This is a genomic window from Gulosibacter sp. GYB002 (assembly GCF_036577665.1).
In the GTDB taxonomy this organism is placed as follows: Bacteria; Actinomycetota; Actinomycetes; order Actinomycetales; family Microbacteriaceae; genus Gulosibacter; species Gulosibacter hominis.
Map to the genome: position 1 here is coordinate 88,919 of NZ_JARBDD010000013.1, position 14,500 is coordinate 103,418.

At 61.2% G+C, this 14,500-nt stretch carries 12 protein-coding genes; 2 read left to right on the forward strand and 10 right to left on the reverse strand.

The features are described 5' to 3' along the window. Nucleotides 1-65 precede the first annotated feature (65 nt). Both PV375_RS07535 and PV375_RS07540 read right to left on the reverse strand, forming a co-directional pair. Nucleotides 66-665 carry a histidine phosphatase family protein gene (locus PV375_RS07535; RefSeq protein WP_332106786.1) on the reverse strand — a complete coding sequence of 200 codons (600 nt, stop codon included), beginning with the start codon at nucleotides 663-665 and terminating at the stop codon, nucleotides 66-68. Continuing rightward, entirely contained in the window at nucleotides 662-2,002 is a 1,341-nt protein-coding gene (locus tag PV375_RS07540) for a M16 family metallopeptidase (protein WP_332106787.1), read from the reverse strand. Before PV375_RS07540 ends, PV375_RS07535 begins: the two co-directional genes overlap by 4 nt. A gap of 126 nt (nucleotides 2,003-2,128) precedes the next feature. Between PV375_RS07540 and PV375_RS07545 the strand changes: the two genes are divergently transcribed. Continuing rightward, nucleotides 2,129-2,659: a YbhB/YbcL family Raf kinase inhibitor-like protein gene (locus PV375_RS07545; RefSeq protein WP_332106788.1), complete on the forward strand. Its 531-nt coding sequence runs from the start codon at nucleotides 2,129-2,131 to the stop codon at nucleotides 2,657-2,659. Nucleotides 2,660-2,753: 94 nt separating this feature from the next. Here the strand turns inward: PV375_RS07545 and PV375_RS07550 are convergent, their stop codons facing one another. The 6 genes from PV375_RS07550 to PV375_RS07575 all read right to left on the reverse strand — a co-directional run bounded on the left by PV375_RS07550 (nucleotide 2,754) and on the right by PV375_RS07575 (nucleotide 9,812). Continuing rightward, nucleotides 2,754-5,015 carry a polyribonucleotide nucleotidyltransferase gene (locus PV375_RS07550; protein WP_201517089.1) on the reverse strand — a complete coding sequence of 754 codons (2,262 nt, stop codon included), beginning with the start codon at nucleotides 5,013-5,015 and terminating at the stop codon, nucleotides 2,754-2,756. A gap of 236 nt (nucleotides 5,016-5,251) precedes the next feature. After that, nucleotides 5,252-6,415, reverse strand: coding sequence for a cystathionine gamma-synthase (metB, locus tag PV375_RS07555; protein ID WP_332106789.1), 1,164 nt, complete (start codon nucleotides 6,413-6,415; stop codon nucleotides 5,252-5,254). 167 nt (nucleotides 6,416-6,582) lie between these two features. Next, on the reverse strand, nucleotides 6,583-7,632 hold the full coding sequence (gene ppk2 / locus PV375_RS07560; RefSeq protein WP_442903941.1) for a polyphosphate kinase 2: 1,050 nt from the start codon (nucleotides 7,630-7,632) through the stop codon (nucleotides 6,583-6,585). Between the two features lie 116 nt (nucleotides 7,633-7,748). Next, entirely contained in the window at nucleotides 7,749-8,018 is a 270-nt protein-coding gene (gene rpsO / locus PV375_RS07565) for a 30S ribosomal protein S15 (RefSeq protein WP_332106790.1), read from the reverse strand. Between the two features lie 200 nt (nucleotides 8,019-8,218). Further along, nucleotides 8,219-8,584, reverse strand: coding sequence for an FKBP-type peptidyl-prolyl cis-trans isomerase (locus PV375_RS07570; RefSeq protein WP_201521983.1), 366 nt, complete (start codon nucleotides 8,582-8,584; stop codon nucleotides 8,219-8,221). Continuing rightward, nucleotides 8,577-9,812: a PrsW family intramembrane metalloprotease gene (locus tag PV375_RS07575; protein ID WP_332106791.1), complete on the reverse strand. Its 1,236-nt coding sequence runs from the start codon at nucleotides 9,810-9,812 to the stop codon at nucleotides 8,577-8,579. The genes PV375_RS07570 and PV375_RS07575 overlap by 8 nt, the downstream gene beginning before the upstream one ends. Before the next feature lie 168 nt (nucleotides 9,813-9,980). Here PV375_RS07575 and PV375_RS07580 point away from each other — a divergent pair, with 168 nt between their 5' ends. Then, entirely contained in the window at nucleotides 9,981-10,433 is a 453-nt protein-coding gene (locus PV375_RS07580; protein WP_332106792.1) for a hypothetical protein, read from the forward strand. A gap of 102 nt (nucleotides 10,434-10,535) precedes the next feature. On the opposite strand, the gene PV375_RS07585 is transcribed toward PV375_RS07580, so the two are convergent. Together PV375_RS07585 and PV375_RS07590 are read right to left on the reverse strand one after the other, a co-directional pair. Next, nucleotides 10,536-12,047: an aspartate ammonia-lyase gene (locus PV375_RS07585; RefSeq protein WP_332106793.1), complete on the reverse strand. Its 1,512-nt coding sequence runs from the start codon at nucleotides 12,045-12,047 to the stop codon at nucleotides 10,536-10,538. Between the two features lie 144 nt (nucleotides 12,048-12,191). Continuing rightward, on the reverse strand, nucleotides 12,192-14,342 hold the full coding sequence (locus PV375_RS07590) for a DEAD/DEAH box helicase (protein WP_332106794.1): 2,151 nt from the start codon (nucleotides 14,340-14,342) through the stop codon (nucleotides 12,192-12,194). Nucleotides 14,343-14,500 lie beyond the last annotated feature (158 nt).

Below are 14,500 nucleotides of genomic sequence, written 5' to 3' on the forward strand. Positions count from 1 at the left end.
GGTCGTCACCGCTCACTGTACGCTGCGGTAAAAAATCATCCACTGCGCGCGACAACCAGCAAAACCTAAATCGCCGGGAACCACGACCGCCCGGTTCGTTCCGCCGGCGCCAGATGCGACACATCCCCAAACAACACGAGCTCGCTCGGCTTACCGGTGCGCAACCGGATCACGGTCAGGGCGCAGTTGCCGGTACCCAGCGCGAGCCAGCGCCAGCGCGGAAGTTCGAGAGTGCGCCGCACAAACTCTCCGATCACGAAGTTGTGGGTAACGAGCAGTGTGTGCCGGTCTTCCCCCGAGCGGGTCAACCAGGTTTCGGCAGCATCGTGCATCTGCGCCTCACCGGCCTCAATAGCTTCTTCGCTCACCCCTGAAAAAAACGTCGCGTAGGCCTCGGGAGCGTCCTCACCCGATGAGGGGATGCAATCAAACAGCAGGTTTGACGGCTCGATAGCCGGCCCCTGCGTGTAATTGTCGAGAATTGCCGCGGTCTCGACTGCACGCTCCAGCGGCGAGGTAAATGCCGCGTCAAACGGCACCTGCCGCAGCCGTGCGCCGAGAGCGTGTGCCTGGCTCTGGCCCCGCGGTGAGAGCGGCCCCTCGTCAATACCGAACTCAGCGTTTTCTTGTTCGCCATGCCGAACGAGATACAGGTAGTGGCTCATAGTGCCTGCTCCAGACGCGTTCCCGCCGCTGCTGTCAGCGGACCGATTACCGATACCGTGCACAGGTTCGCCACCAGGTCTTGCGCGAGCACCTGCACCTCATCGCGCGTCACCGCCTCTAGTCTCGCCACGGCAACATCAAGGTCGGCAAATTCGCCCAGCACCGTTTCGGCACGACCGAGCCGATGCATCCTGGTGACATTCGATTCGAGTGCGAGTGCGCCGGCACCAGCTCCCGACGACACCGCGTCGGCGAGTTCGGCTTCGGTCACGCCCTCATCGGCAATGCGTTGCAGTTCGGCAACGGCCACGTCCACCGCTTCGGCGGCACGATCGGGGCGGCAGCCCACATAGACACCGCCAATACCGGCATCGGTGTGACCGGCGCTGAACGAGTGCACCGAATAAGCGAGCCCGCGCTTTTCCCGGACCTCTTGGAACAGCCGTGAAGCCATCCCGCCACCGAGTATGTGATGCAGCATTGCGTTTGCATTGCGGCGCTCATCGGTTGCGTGGATGCTCGGCCCGGCGATCACAATATTGGTCTGTTCGAGTGCGCGATCGATATGTGTAAAACCACCGGCGGGCTGCACGAGTGCCCCGTTGCGTCGATCCACGGGCGGCTTTCCGGTGGCAGCGGGCCAGCCGCCCGATTCGAGCCCGGCGCTGAGAATTGCGAGTGCCTCATCGTGATCGACGCGCCCGGCGATCGCCACGACGATTCGGTGCGGCTCGTAGTTGCGGCGGTAGAAGTCATAGACCTCGTCGCGTTTCACCGCCGAAATCGAGTCGACGGTGCCGGCAATCGGGCGGCCGAGAGGATGCTCACCAAAGTGGGTTGCCCACGCCGCATTCCACAGCACATCAATTGGATCATCATCGCTCATCGCGATCTCTTCGAGAATTACCCCGCGCTCGGTGGCAAATTCGGTCGGGTCGAGCAGTGACGAAGTGATCATGTCGGCGAGCACGGTGAGTGCCATTGGCAAATCGTGGTCACGCACCCGGGCGTGATAGTAGGTCTGTTCGCGCGAGGTGGCCGCGTTGAAGTCGCCACCTACGCGCTCAAACTCGGTGGCCACGTCGCGCGCGCTACGGCTGGGAGTGCCTTTAAACAGCAGATGCTCGAGAAAATGACTCGAACCGTACTCGGCAGTCGATTCATCTCGAGAACCGAGCGGAACAAAAAAGCCGACCGTTGCCGAGGCGGCGCCGGGCACATCCTCGGTGATGAGCCGCAGTCCGTTCGGCAGCACGGTTCGTCGCAACCGTGCGCCACCGGCAACTTCGGCATCAATTTCGGGCAGCGTGAGTGAAAGTTCAATGGGCGTAGTCATGTTGATCGGCGAACAGCCTACCCGCCGCCTGTGACGTCAGCCCCGAACTCCTCCAGGATTCGCAGATTCCCCCATGGCAACGTAAGTCTCAGGTATTACCGACCGATCGTGACTGCGAGGTATGACGTGACTCTTCCCACCAATAACCCCTACGAACAGCTCCCCGAGGTCGCCGCACTGCAGGTATCAGCCGAGTTTTCGGATGGTGACACGCTTCCAATGGCGCATGTGGGCGCATCCCACGGCGGTGCCGAACGCTCACCCGCACTGCGCTGGGAGGCCGTGCCGGGCGCCAAAAGCTACACCGTCACCTGCTACGACCCCGACGCTCCCACTATGTCGGGTTTTTGGCACTGGGTGGTGTACAACCTGCCCGCCGATTGCCTCGAGCTGCCCGAGAACGCCGGCGGTGGTGATCTGGCCGACCTTCCCGAGGGCACGAGCCTCGGTTTCAACGAGGCGCTCGGCCGCGAATACATCGGCGCCGCTCCCCCGGCGGGCCACGGACCACACCGCTATTTTTTTACGGTTCAGGCGCTCGACTCGCGACTCGATCTGCCCGATGAGCTGACCGCCGCTCGCGTACACTTCATGCTGCGTGAGCACGTCATTGCTCGCGGTCATGTGATGGCAGTATTCGAGCAGCCCGCCGAATAGTTGCCGACCGCAAACGACTGCTCCCCACCGATCAGCTTGATCAGTGGGGAGCAGTTCAGTTAGGGGCGGCTAGTTTCGAACGAGCCGCGCCTGGCTACTCGTCAGCCGACTCTTCCGTTTCGGCCTTGTCGCCGGCCTCATCTTCGTCGAGCACCGGCTCGAGCGAAAGCTTGCCGCGGCTGTCAATCTTGGTGACGCGCACGAGCAGCTTCTGCCCCACCGAGAGCACCGACTCAACATCATCGATGCGCTTACCGCCGGCAAGCTTGCGCACCTCGGAGATGTGCAGCAGGCCATCTTTACCGGGCAGCAGCGAGATGAAGGCACCAAACGAAGCGATCTTCACGACCGTACCGAGGTACTGTTCGCCAACCTCGGGGGTCTGCGGGTTGGCGATCTGGTTCACCGCGTCGCGAGCAGCCTCGGCCGAAGGACCGTCGGTTGCGCCAATAAACACGGTGCCGTCGTCTTCGATCGAAATCTCCGCGCCGGTGTCTTCCTGAATCTGGTTGATGACCTTACCCTTGGGGCCGATCACCTCACCGATCTTGTCAACCGGGATCTTCACCGAAATGATGCGCGGTGCGGTGGGTGCCATCTCGTCCGGCTCATCGATCACAGCATTAATGGCCTGGTCGAGAATCTGGATGCGGGCATCGTGCGCCTGCTGCAGCGCCGCATCGAGCACCTCGCTGGGGATGCCATCGAGCTTGGTGTCAAGCTGCAGCGCGGTGATGAACTCAGCGGTACCGGCGACCTTAAAGTCCATATCGCCCAGCGCATCCTCGGCACCGAGAATATCGGTGAGCGCCTGGTACTTCATCTGGCCGTCGATCTCGGCCGAAACGAGGCCCATGGCAATACCGGCAACCGAGGCGCGCAGCGGCACACCGGCGTTGAGCAGCGAAAGCGTCGACGCACAGACCGACCCCATCGAGGTCGAGCCGTTCGAGCCGAGGGCTTCTGACACCTGTCGAATCGCGTAGGGGAACTCTTCGCGAGTGGGCAGCACCGCGATCAGCGCCTTCTCGGCGAGGTTACCGTGACCGATTTCGCGACGCTTCGGCGAACCCACTCGGCCGGTCTCACCGGTTGAGTAGGGCGGGAAGTTGTAGTGGTGCATGTAGCGCTTGCTCTCAACCGGTGAGAGCGAGTCGATCTGCTGCTCCATCTTGAGCATGTTGAGCGTGGTGACACCGAGAATCTGGGTTTCACCGCGCTGGAAGATAGCCGATCCGTGCACGCGGGGAACCACGTCGAGTTCAGCATCAAGCTGGCGAATATCGGCAACGCCACGGCCATCCATGCGCACGCCCTCGGTGAGGATGCGGCCGCGAACAACGTCCTTGGTGACGCTCTTGTACGCTGCCGACACCTGCTCGAGCGAGCCCTCGGGCAGTTCCTCGGCCTCAACCTTCGCCGCGATGGCTTCCTTCACGCGCTCCTTGAGTGCGTCGTCGGCATCCTGACGCGCGATCTTCTCGGCGATCTGGTAGACATTGCCGAGCTCAGCCTCAGCGAGCTCACGCACAGCGTCGAGCACCTCAGGCGTGTAGGCCGGGAAGGTCGGGTATTCGGCAACCTGCTTGTTGACCTGGTCAGCAACCTGCTGCTGGGCGCGAATAAGCTGGGCGATGAACGGCTTCGATGCCTCCAAGCCCTGCGCGACCACGCGCTCGTCAGGCTTCTGTGCGCCGGCCTTGATGAGATCCCAGGCGTTGTCGGTGGCCTGTGCCTCAACGGTCATGATGGCGATGTCTTCGCTACCGTCCTTGCGGGTGATCAGACGGCCCGCGACGGTCAGCTCGAACACCGCTTCGCTCAGCTGCGAGTGCTTCGGGAATGCCACCCACTGGCCGTCAATCAGCGCGATTCGCACCGCACCAATCGGACCCGAGAACGGCACACCAGAAATTTGCGACGACATCGATGCCGCGTTCACCGCGAGCACGTCATAGGTCTCATCGGGTGCGATCGAAAGCACGGTAACCACGATCTGCACCTCGTTGCGCAGGCCGTCGATAAACGACGGGCGCATCGGGCGGTCGATCAGGCGGCATGCCAGAATCGCCTCGGTCGAGGGACGACCCTCGCGGCGGAAAAACGAGCCGGGAATCGCGCCCTTCGCATAGGCGCGCTCTTCAACGTCAACCGTCAGCGGGAAAAAGTCGAAGTGATCTTTCGGCTGCTTCGAGACGCTGGTGGCCGACAGCAGCATGGTTTCGCCGTCGAGGTAGGCCACGGCCGAGCCCTGCGCCTGCTGGGCGAGACGGCCGGTTTCGAAACGGATTGTGCGAGTGCCGAATTTACCGTTATCGATGACGGTCTCGGCGAACTTGATTTCGGGACCCTCCAAGGTCTCCTCCTTCTGTCGCCCGCACAGTGCTGGCGTGGCTCAACACCGAGCGGTGCCAAGCATCTCGCGCTGACCATCAGTAACCAAGTTCTGGAATTGCTCCAGCCCTCCGCCACCGACAATCAGTCGCGTAAGCGCTATGCGGATGGATACGAACTAGCCCAGTGTATCCCGAGACACTGCAAAACCGCCGGTGTGCCTGCAAAACGCCAGCCGCGGCACACCGGCGGCGATGCCTAGTTGCGTGCCGCATCCAGGGCGCGCTGCAAATCGGCGATCAGATCGGCAACCGGTTCAATGCCAACCGAGATCCGCACCAGTCCCGCACTAATTCCGGCTGCTTCTTGAGCTTCCGGAGTCATCGAAGCGTGCGTCATCGTGGCCGGATGCGCAACGAGCGATTCGGTGCCGCCGAGCGACTCAGCCAGGCTGAACAATTGCAGCGAATCGACAAATTTGCGAACCGCATCCAGGCCGCCAGCAAGTTCAATCGACAGCATCGCGCCAAAGCCTCGCTGCTGCTGCGCAGCCAACTCGTGCTGCGGATGCGCTGCCAGTCCCGGATAGTTGATGCGAGTAATTGCCGGATGCTCCGCGATTGCCGCGACGATGTCTTGGGCGTTGCGCTGGTGCCGCTCAACACGCACTTCGAGTGTTCGCAGCCCGCGCAGCACCTGGTGTGAGTCGATAGGAGAAGCGGTCAGCCCGAGCACGTTGCCCCACCAGTCAAATAGTTCGGCGTGCTCGGCGGTCTTGGCTACCACCGCGCCCTGCACCACATCCGAGTGGCCATTGAGGTACTTGGTTACCGAGTGCACGACCACATCGACACCGAACTCGAAAGGCTGTTGCAGCAGCGGCGTCAGGAAGGTGTTGTCGGCAACAACCAGCGCACCGATCTCGTGGGCGGCAGCCGTTACGGCTCGCAAGTCGGTTATCCGCAGCAGCGGGTTCGAAGGGGTCTCAAGCCACACGAGTGCCGGTTTCAGCTGCTGCAAGCGCGCTCGAGCGGCTTCAGCGTCAGAGAAATCTACGGGCTCAAATTGGTAAAGCCCCTTGCTTGCCAACTGCTCAAACTGCCGCCACGAGCCGCCATAACAGTCGTGCGGATATGCGACCGTGTCGCCGGCGCGCAGCAGCGCCACGATCGGCAGCAGCACTGCCGCCATACCGGTGGCGACGACGGTAGCGCCGACACCGCCCTCGAGTTTTGCGATCGCCTCGCCGAGCAGTGCCCGGGTTGGGTTGCCCGATCGGGTGTAGTCAAACTCGCGCGGTTCGCCGAGCGCTGCAAATGTGTAGTTGGTCGAGCTGTACACCGGTGGCACGACAGCTCCGTGGTTGCGGTCGGTTTCGATTCCAGCCCGGATGGCCTGGGTGAGTGCGGTTGGCTCGGTCACTATTCGCCTCTTTCGCGTCTTCTGAATCCGGTCTTGCCGGTGTCGACAGGTTGAGGCGAACCTAGTTGAGGATGCGCGACAGGCGCCAATGCGGCGCAGTAGTGCGTCACACGGCGCCATATCACGTCATATTTATCTCCGCGCCGGCCAGCTGCGGCCGGACTCAGCTAGGGATGCACGTTCGGGAATTCGCCGGTGGGCTGTTCACCCTGGTCATAAATTTCGCGGGGCGAGCCGACGATCTTTGAGTCGGGAGTACCGACAGCCCGGTGGTCTTTACCCGGGTAGTCGAACAGCGATAGCACGTGGCGCATCGCTTCGAGTCGGGCACGCTTTTTGTCGTTCGACTTCACTACCGTCCAGGGTGATTCGGCAGTGTCGGTGTAGAAGAACATTGCTTCTTTAGCGTCCGAGTAGTCGTCCCACTTGTCGAGCGAAGCGAGGTCGGTCGGCGATAGCTTCCACTGACGCACGGGGTCGTCACGACGCGAGGCAAAACGTGAGAGCTGCTCGGCACGACCCACCGAGAACCAAAATTTGATGATGTGAATACCCGAGTTCACGAGCATCCGCTCAAATTCGGGTGCCGAACGGGTGAACTCGAGGTATTCGGTGGGCGTGCAATAGCCCATGACCCGCTCAACACCGGCGCGGTTATACCAAGACCGGTCAAACAGCACGATCTCGCCGCCAGAGGGAAGATGCTCGACATAGCGCTGGAAGTACCACTGCGTCGCTTCTTTTTCGGTGGGCTTTTCGAGCGCCACAGTACGCGCGCCGCGCGGGTTCAGGTGCTCCATAAAGCGTTTAATCGCGCCACCCTTACCCGCTGCGTCGCGGCCCTCAAAAATGATGATGATTTTTTGACCGGTTTCTTTCACCCAGGTCTGGAGCTTGAGCAGCTCAATTTGCAGCAGCCGCTTCTGACGCTCGTAGACACGACGGGTCAGTTTTTTATCGTAGGGATATCCCTGGCGCCACGCATCCGGGTCGGCACTGCTGTGACCGCGCAATTCGCGCAGTTCGTCGACTTCATCGGCCATATCGGGCAGGCCCGCTTTGTCGAGTCGATAGGTGGATGCATCATCAGCGCGCAGCGAATCGAGCGTGGTGAAGGTGGTTGCCCGCTTTGCGGCGGCACCCGCGGCAGCCTTGCTTTCTTGGTTCGGTTTCTTGTTTGCGGTTGCCTTGATGCTGGGCTCTTGATCCTGACTCATGCCTTAATTTTATGCCGTTCATAACGGGCCTCGAAAACGCTGTACGTCGAGCAAAAAAAACTGTGTCCCCACCGGCAGATCGGTGGGGACACAGTCAAACCAATGTGAACTTGTAACTAGCGGCGCAGGCCGAGACGTTCGATGAGCGAACGGTAGCGCTCAATGTCGACGTCAGCGAGGTAGCTGAGCAGACGACGGCGCTGACCAACCATCAGCAGCAGTCCGCGGCGCGAGTGGTGGTCGTGCTTGTGGAACTTGAGGTGCTCGGTGAGCTCTTTGATGCGAGCGGTCAGCAGTGCAACCTGCACCTCGGGGCTGCCCGTGTCACCCTCGTGGGTGGCGTACTCGGCAATGATTTCGTTCTTCTGCTGTGCGTCCAGTGCCATGGGCATTCCCTTCGTTCGCTGCGCGGCGCGCCTCACCCATTGTGAGAGCTCTCTCTATCCGCGGCCGATTACACGGCAACCTGGCCACTATACCCGGCAATCGCAGTGGTTTGCAAATGCTGATGACATGCGGGCATTGGGGAAAGCGCGTGCCGGCCCGCAATTACGGACCGGCACGGCATTCGAGCGAATAAAAACGCCTACTTCACGCCCAACAGGTCAATTACAAAAATCAGTGTGCGCCCCGAGAGCGGGTGTCCCCCCGCATTGCCGTAAGCAAGCTGCGGCGGGCAAATAAGCTTACGGCGGCCACCCACACGCATACCGGGAATGCCCTCCTGCCAACCCTTCACTAGCATCGCGAGAGGAAACTCGATCGGCTCGCCGCGCGACCAGGATGAGTCAAATTCGGCGCCCGATTCGTAGTCGACACCGAGGTAGTGCACATTTACGATGCCGCCGGCCTGCGCCTCATCACCGTCACCAACGGTGATGTCTTCAATAACGAGTTCGGTCGGTGCCGGGCCCTCGGGCATATCAAGTTCTGGCTTCTGCAGTTCAGTCATGCTTCGATGCAACCACATTTGTTTGCGCTGTGCCTGCGTGCCGCTGCTGTTGCGCGCTATTGAGCACCTCGCGGTGCTGGCGGGTCGCCTCGAGAAGTGCCCGTTCAAGCGGCCTGCGAAGTGGATCACGCTTATCGACCGCGGCGTGTTCGCGTGCGAAGGCCAGCCGCGTGGCGCTGCGGATGAACCCGCGCATTGCCTCAGCAACATGTGGCGGCTGCTTTCTCGCCCAGTGCAACGCCGCTCGACGCGTCTTCCAATCGGTAATCATCCGCACCTCTTCGCGAGTAAACCAACCCGCGCGGCGGTACTCGTCGAGCCGGCGGCGCAGCACCGCCACGTCTTGGTCTTGCAGGCGCATCAGCATCCAGACGACCACACCAAAAAGCGGCACCTGCACGAGTAGGTAGTAGATCACCCACGAAAGCGGGTTTGCCGGCTCGATACCAAGCAGCGGTAGCACCAGCACCGCACCACCGTTCCACAGTGCGTGCAGCCCGATTGCCAAGAACAGTCCGCCAGCACCGGCCACAACAAAACGCCACACGTCGTGATGCCGCGCGGCCCACCCGATCGCCAGGCCAAACACCCCCGTGAACAACACGTGAGCAAAAGGCGAGAGGATGCAGCGCACCACGAGCATCCACATAAACTCGGTGCCGAACGACTCACTCGAGGCGAAATAAATAATATTTTCAGTAAAGGCGAACCCGGCGCCAATCATGGCCGCATAGATGAAACCATCGAGTGGGCCGCCCAGTTCGCGACGAGCGATAAGCACTATCAGCAGCAGCCCGAGTGATTTCATCGCTTCTTCGAGCACCGGAGCCTGCACCAGCAGCGAGAATACCGCCTTCGACAATTGTTCGGTGACATAGTGCTCGGCCACGTCCACCAGGAAGTTTCCGGTCAAGAGTGTCCCGGCCACTGCCGCCCCCGCGCCATAAATGGCCATCAACGCAAGCAGAAGGGGTGGTTCGGGCTCCCAGCGATCGAGATAGGCGACAGCGGCCAGCACCAGCGAGAGCGGGATGAGCGCCGGCAGCACCATGATGAGCGCGTTCACCCGCCAGGTCGAGAGCATCCACCCCAGCGTAATGAGCGCGATCAGCAACAGGAGTGCCAGCGCAATGAGCCAAGCCAGCGGCACCAAGCGCGCACGGTTCCGAACACGCCGAAGCCGCTCATCAAGCTGCATCGATCGATCGGTCAGCCGCGGCGCGTGCATATCTGGGGCATTCTCCTCATCACAACGGTCGGTTTTTCCCACTGCGGCTCAAAACCATGTGCCACAAGCGCGAACAAACGAATGCGTCTAGAGTAAACCGCGCCTACGACATCTGGCCGGATGACGCGCACTCAGCCGAAACGAGCATTCCCAAGCTAGATTTACTGCATGGGCAACAAACGAATTGTGACCGTCAAAAGAGTCTTGTTCGTAACAGGGCTGGGTGTTGGCTACGTGCTCGGCGCCCGCGCCGGACGAGAACGCTACGAACAGATCGTCCGTCTAACGCGCCGAGCAGCCGCATCTGCGCCGGCACAGCGCGCGGGTGAATTTGCCCGTGAACAGCTCGATAGCGCCTCAGAAAGCATCGCCCGCCTCACCGGCGAACTCGAAGAAAAATCGCGTGAGTTCCCCGGAAAGCTGGTTCACACTGCCGAATCGCTGCGCGCTGATCTCAAACGCCGTGCCGTCGACTTCAGCGACAGTTTTGATGATGCGCAGGCGCAGCGACTGCTCGGCGCTGCCGAGCGCCACGCGGATGCGATTGACGAGCTCGAAAGTGACGATGATTCGATGATCGATTCTGCAAACGCCGACGAGCGCAATCTCAATCAGCCCTAAGAACTCGGCTCCGCTCCGTCTCACGGCGCGAAGCGAATAAAAACGGGCGGGCCTTCCGAAACTTGTTCGGGAGGCCCGCCCGTATGAGCAGGTCACTACCTGCTAGGCAACTTCGATGCGGTCGAGGTCAACCAGGTCGAGCGAGTCGATCTGACGCTCGAACTCGGCAACCTCTTCGTCGGTGAGCAGCTTCCGGTCGCCGAGGGTTGGGATGCTACCGGCCAGCTGTTCAGCCTGCAGCAGCTCTTCAACCTGCTCGCGAGTGAGCAGACCCTCTTCAACCGCGATATCAGCAACCGACTCGCCGGTACGCTGAGCGCGCTTGGCGATCTTCGAGGCGGCGGAGTAGCCAATCACCGGGTTGAGGGCGGTGACCAGACCGATGTTGGCACGCACCTGGGCCTCGGTGCGCTCGCTGTTGGCGGTGATGCCGTTCACGCAGTTGACGCGCAGCGTGCGCAGTGCGCGGCGCAGCCAGGTCGAGTTCTGCATCAGCGTGTGCAGCATGACCGGCTCGAATGCGTTCAGCTGCAGCTGACCGGCCTCGACCGCCATCGACACGGTGACGTCGTTACCGGCGACCACATAGGCAACCTGGCTGACCGCTTCGGGGATAACCGGGTTGACCTTACCGGGCATAATCGATGAACCGGCCTGGCGCGCGGGCAGGTTGATCTCGTTGAAACCAGCCTGCGGGCCCGACGAGAGCAGGCGCAGGTCGTTACAAATCTTCGAGAGCTTCATAGCGGCGCGCTTCATCACGCTCGAAACCGACATGAACACACCCGTGTCGCTGGTGGCCTCGATGAGGTCGCTCGCGCCGACAATGTCATTACGCCCGGTGATCTTACGCAGGTGCGGAACCACCGCGGCAGCGTAGTCGGGGTGTGCGTTAATACCAGTACCGATTGCGGTACCACCGAGGTTGAGCTCGAGAACGAGCTTCTGCACCTCGATGAGGCGGTCGATATCTTCGCTAATGGTGGTGGCCCAGCCGTGGAATTCCTGACCGAGAGTCATCGGCACAGCATCCTGCATCTGGGTGCGGCCAACCTTGAGAACGTGGCTGAACTCGACGCTCTTCTTGAGGAATGCATCCTGCAGCAGGCGGTATTCGGCAACGAGGTTTTGCATCGAGTGCACGATGCCGATCTTCACCGACGACGGGTAGGCATCGTTGGTCGACTGCGCCATGTTGACGTGGTCGTTGGGCGAGATGTACTGGTATTCGCCCTTCTTGTGACCGGCCAGTTCGAGGGCTCGGTTGGCGATCACCTCGTTGGCGTTCATGTTCGAGCTGGTGCCCGCGCCACCCTGGATAACGCCCACCACGAATTGATCGTGCAGCTTGCCATCAATGATCTCCTGGCAGGCGGCGTCAATGTACTTACCGATTTCGGGATCGAGCTGACCGATTTCAACGTTTGCCCGGCAAGCGGCCTGCTTCACCTGTGCCAGTGCCACGATGAAGTCGGGATATACGCCAATCTTGCGTCGAGCGATATCGAAGTTTTCGACCGCACGAGCGGTGTTAACACCGTAGTACGCGTCAGCCGGGATCTTCATTTCGCCGATCGAATCCTGTTCGATGCGGTAGTCCTGACCGTCAACCATGAACCGCGACCTTCCTCTGTCGAAGCTACGACCGCACCGATGCGGTCATCTTTAATTCTCACCCTATCGCAAGATGAACCGCATTCGTTTTACGTTCGCACAGAGTTTGCTGCAAGTCGTGGTGCAGATTGCCAGCCATCCCAGCTAGCGACCCCGCAGCGCGTCAAGCATGAGCCCGACCAATGCGTCCACCTGCAGATCGTCTGAATGCACCAGATCCTCGTCGCTGCCGTCAAGGGCACGCGCGGCAAGCCCCTGCTTCGAATCAATGAGATCGGCCACATGTGCGTCAATCGTCTGCGAGGCAATGATGCGCCAGGCGGTAACCGGCGTTTCCTGCCCGATGCGGTGCACCCGGTCGATCGCCTGGGTCTGTTCGGCAGCGGTCCAGCTCAGCTCGGCCAGCACCACATCACTGGCCACCTGCAGGTTAATTCCCACACCGGCCGCAAGCAGCGAACACACCACGACCTTCACCTCGGGATCGGTCTGGAATGCTTTCACGGCACGGTCACGCGCCAGCTGCGACTGCTCGCCGCGGATCGATACGGTGCGGATGCCCTCGGCAGCAAAGGCGGCTTCGGCGCGGTCGAGCGCCTCAACATGTTTCGCGAAATAGACAACCTTGCCCACCGAGTGCGCCAGCTGGGCGGTGTACTGGGCTGCCAGCTCGGATTTCGCCACACCGATGCGGTGGAGCATGGCAAAAATCGAGTCGCCGGCGCTGGATGCTTTTGACTCTTGCACTTCGTGGTGCGCCACCATTTGCAGCCGCTTGAGGTCGATCGTGTGCGGCGGCAGATCGCTCGCCGCGAGGATGCGCGCGTAGCGTGCCAGCAATCGTTCCACCAGAGCCACCTCGGCCTGACGAATCGACGATCCCTCGTCGCTATCGAGTTCGATCGGCATATCGACAATGCGTTTCGATGGCAGCGATTTGGCCACATCAACTTTGCGACGGCGAACAATGCCAAGATCGATTACCTCGCGTCGTGCCGCGGCCATGAAGCCCGGGTCAGAAGGCACCAGGCCAGTTGCATCCAAGCGGTCAAGTAGCTGCTGCGAGGGGCGGTACTCCCCCACCTGGCCTGGAATTTCTTCGATCCATCCCAAAAAATGCCAGATTGACTTGAAGTCTTCCACAGAGTTAATCAGTGGCGTACCGGTGAGTGCCATGAGCAGCGGCCGATCACCGGGAATCTGGCCCCGCAGCGTATTCGCCAGCTGCGTCACCAGGCGAGAACGCTGCGAAGTGGGGTTTTTAATGAAGTGCGCCTCATCAACCACCATGCCCCGCAACCCGAGCCGCTGCAGCCAGCCCACGTGCCGATCAAGAATCTCGTAGTTGATGATGAACACGTCAGCGAACGCATCCACATTTTCACCATCACCAGAGATGACCGTGGCGCGGCGTCCGGGCGTCCAACGCGCAACCTCCTGTGCCCAGTTGGTTTTCACCACGTTCGGCACCACGCACAGCAGCGGATAGGCGTCGGCAACCGATGCCGCCAAAACTGATTGCGCGGTCTTACCTAGGCCCGGTTCATCAGCCAGCAAAAACTCTCGGTGACCGTAACGCACCGCCTCAACCAGCTGCGCCTGGTGCGGCATCAGCGCGCGTCCGGCGGGCGCTACCCGGTCGAACCGCGGTGGATCGGGCAATTCCATCGAGGCAGCCCCGCCACCGGCACCGGTTTCAAATGCTTTCAGGATGGGGTCTATCACTTCCCAATCGCGCAGCTGCGAATAGTGAGTTGCTGGTGGAGTGAGTTTTTCGAGTTTGGGTTCGAGGAAGGGCTGCGAGCGAACGCGCGCCTTCACGCCCACCGGCATAACCTGCCGTTCGCGCAGTTTTTCAGGCACAACGGCGCCGGTTACTGGCACATCCGGTTCGTCATCGACGACCATGTCGATGCCACCGGCAAAGAGCATCTGCTTGCGCATCGCGCGCGCCTGGGGCGTGGTGGCTGTTTCGGCCTGCAAGAGGCGAATAAGCGAGGTGTCTCGCGCAGCCGTCTTCGCCATGATCGCGGCCAAACCGTCAAGCCGCTTCATCGCGTCGTTACGCTCAGCATCGCTAATCGTGTCATCAGTTTTTAGGCGCGCCCGCTCCTCGCGCATCAGCAGCGCGACCACCTGGAATTTAGTGCGGTTAGTGGCCGAGACATGCCCGCGCATCACCGCAGCTTCAACCTCGCGAACCGCTTTTGCAAGCTGCGGGATCACACCGGTGTTGTCAGTTGCGGCACGCTTTCGCCGGGCACCGTACTGCCCGCGGCGGGAATTCGACACCATGACTCCTTCATTGGCCGGCGGCGCTCGCCGCTGGAGACTCCGATCACAACTGCTGATCAGACGAATAAAGCAACGAATCGAACGGTCAACTCTCTCGATTCGAGCGCGGACGGCGAGGGTGCAGATACTCAACCATCGCAGGCGCACCGCTCATTCTA

Coding starts and splice junctions, on each gene's coding strand:
- PV375_RS07580 (WP_332106792.1), top strand. CDS start 9,981: ATGGGCAACAAACGAATTGTGACCGTCAAAAGAGTCTTGTTCGTAACA.
- ppk2 (WP_442903941.1), bottom strand. CDS start 7,632: ATGAGTCAGGATCAAGAGCCCAGCATCAAGGCAACCGCAAACAAGAAA.
- PV375_RS07585 (WP_332106793.1), bottom strand. CDS start 12,047: ATGGTTGACGGTCAGGACTACCGCATCGAACAGGATTCGATCGGCGAA.
- PV375_RS07570 (WP_201521983.1), bottom strand. CDS start 8,584: ATGACTGAACTGCAGAAGCCAGAACTTGATATGCCCGAGGGCCCGGCA.
- PV375_RS07590 (WP_332106794.1), bottom strand. CDS start 14,342: ATGGTGTCGAATTCCCGCCGCGGGCAGTACGGTGCCCGGCGAAAGCGT.
- PV375_RS07575 (WP_332106791.1), bottom strand. CDS start 9,812: ATGCACGCGCCGCGGCTGACCGATCGATCGATGCAGCTTGATGAGCGG.
- PV375_RS07535 (WP_332106786.1), bottom strand. CDS start 665: ATGAGCCACTACCTGTATCTCGTTCGGCATGGCGAACAAGAAAACGCT.
- PV375_RS07540 (WP_332106787.1), bottom strand. CDS start 2,002: ATGACTACGCCCATTGAACTTTCACTCACGCTGCCCGAAATTGATGCC.
- rpsO (WP_332106790.1), bottom strand. CDS start 8,018: ATGGCACTGGACGCACAGCAGAAGAACGAAATCATTGCCGAGTACGCC.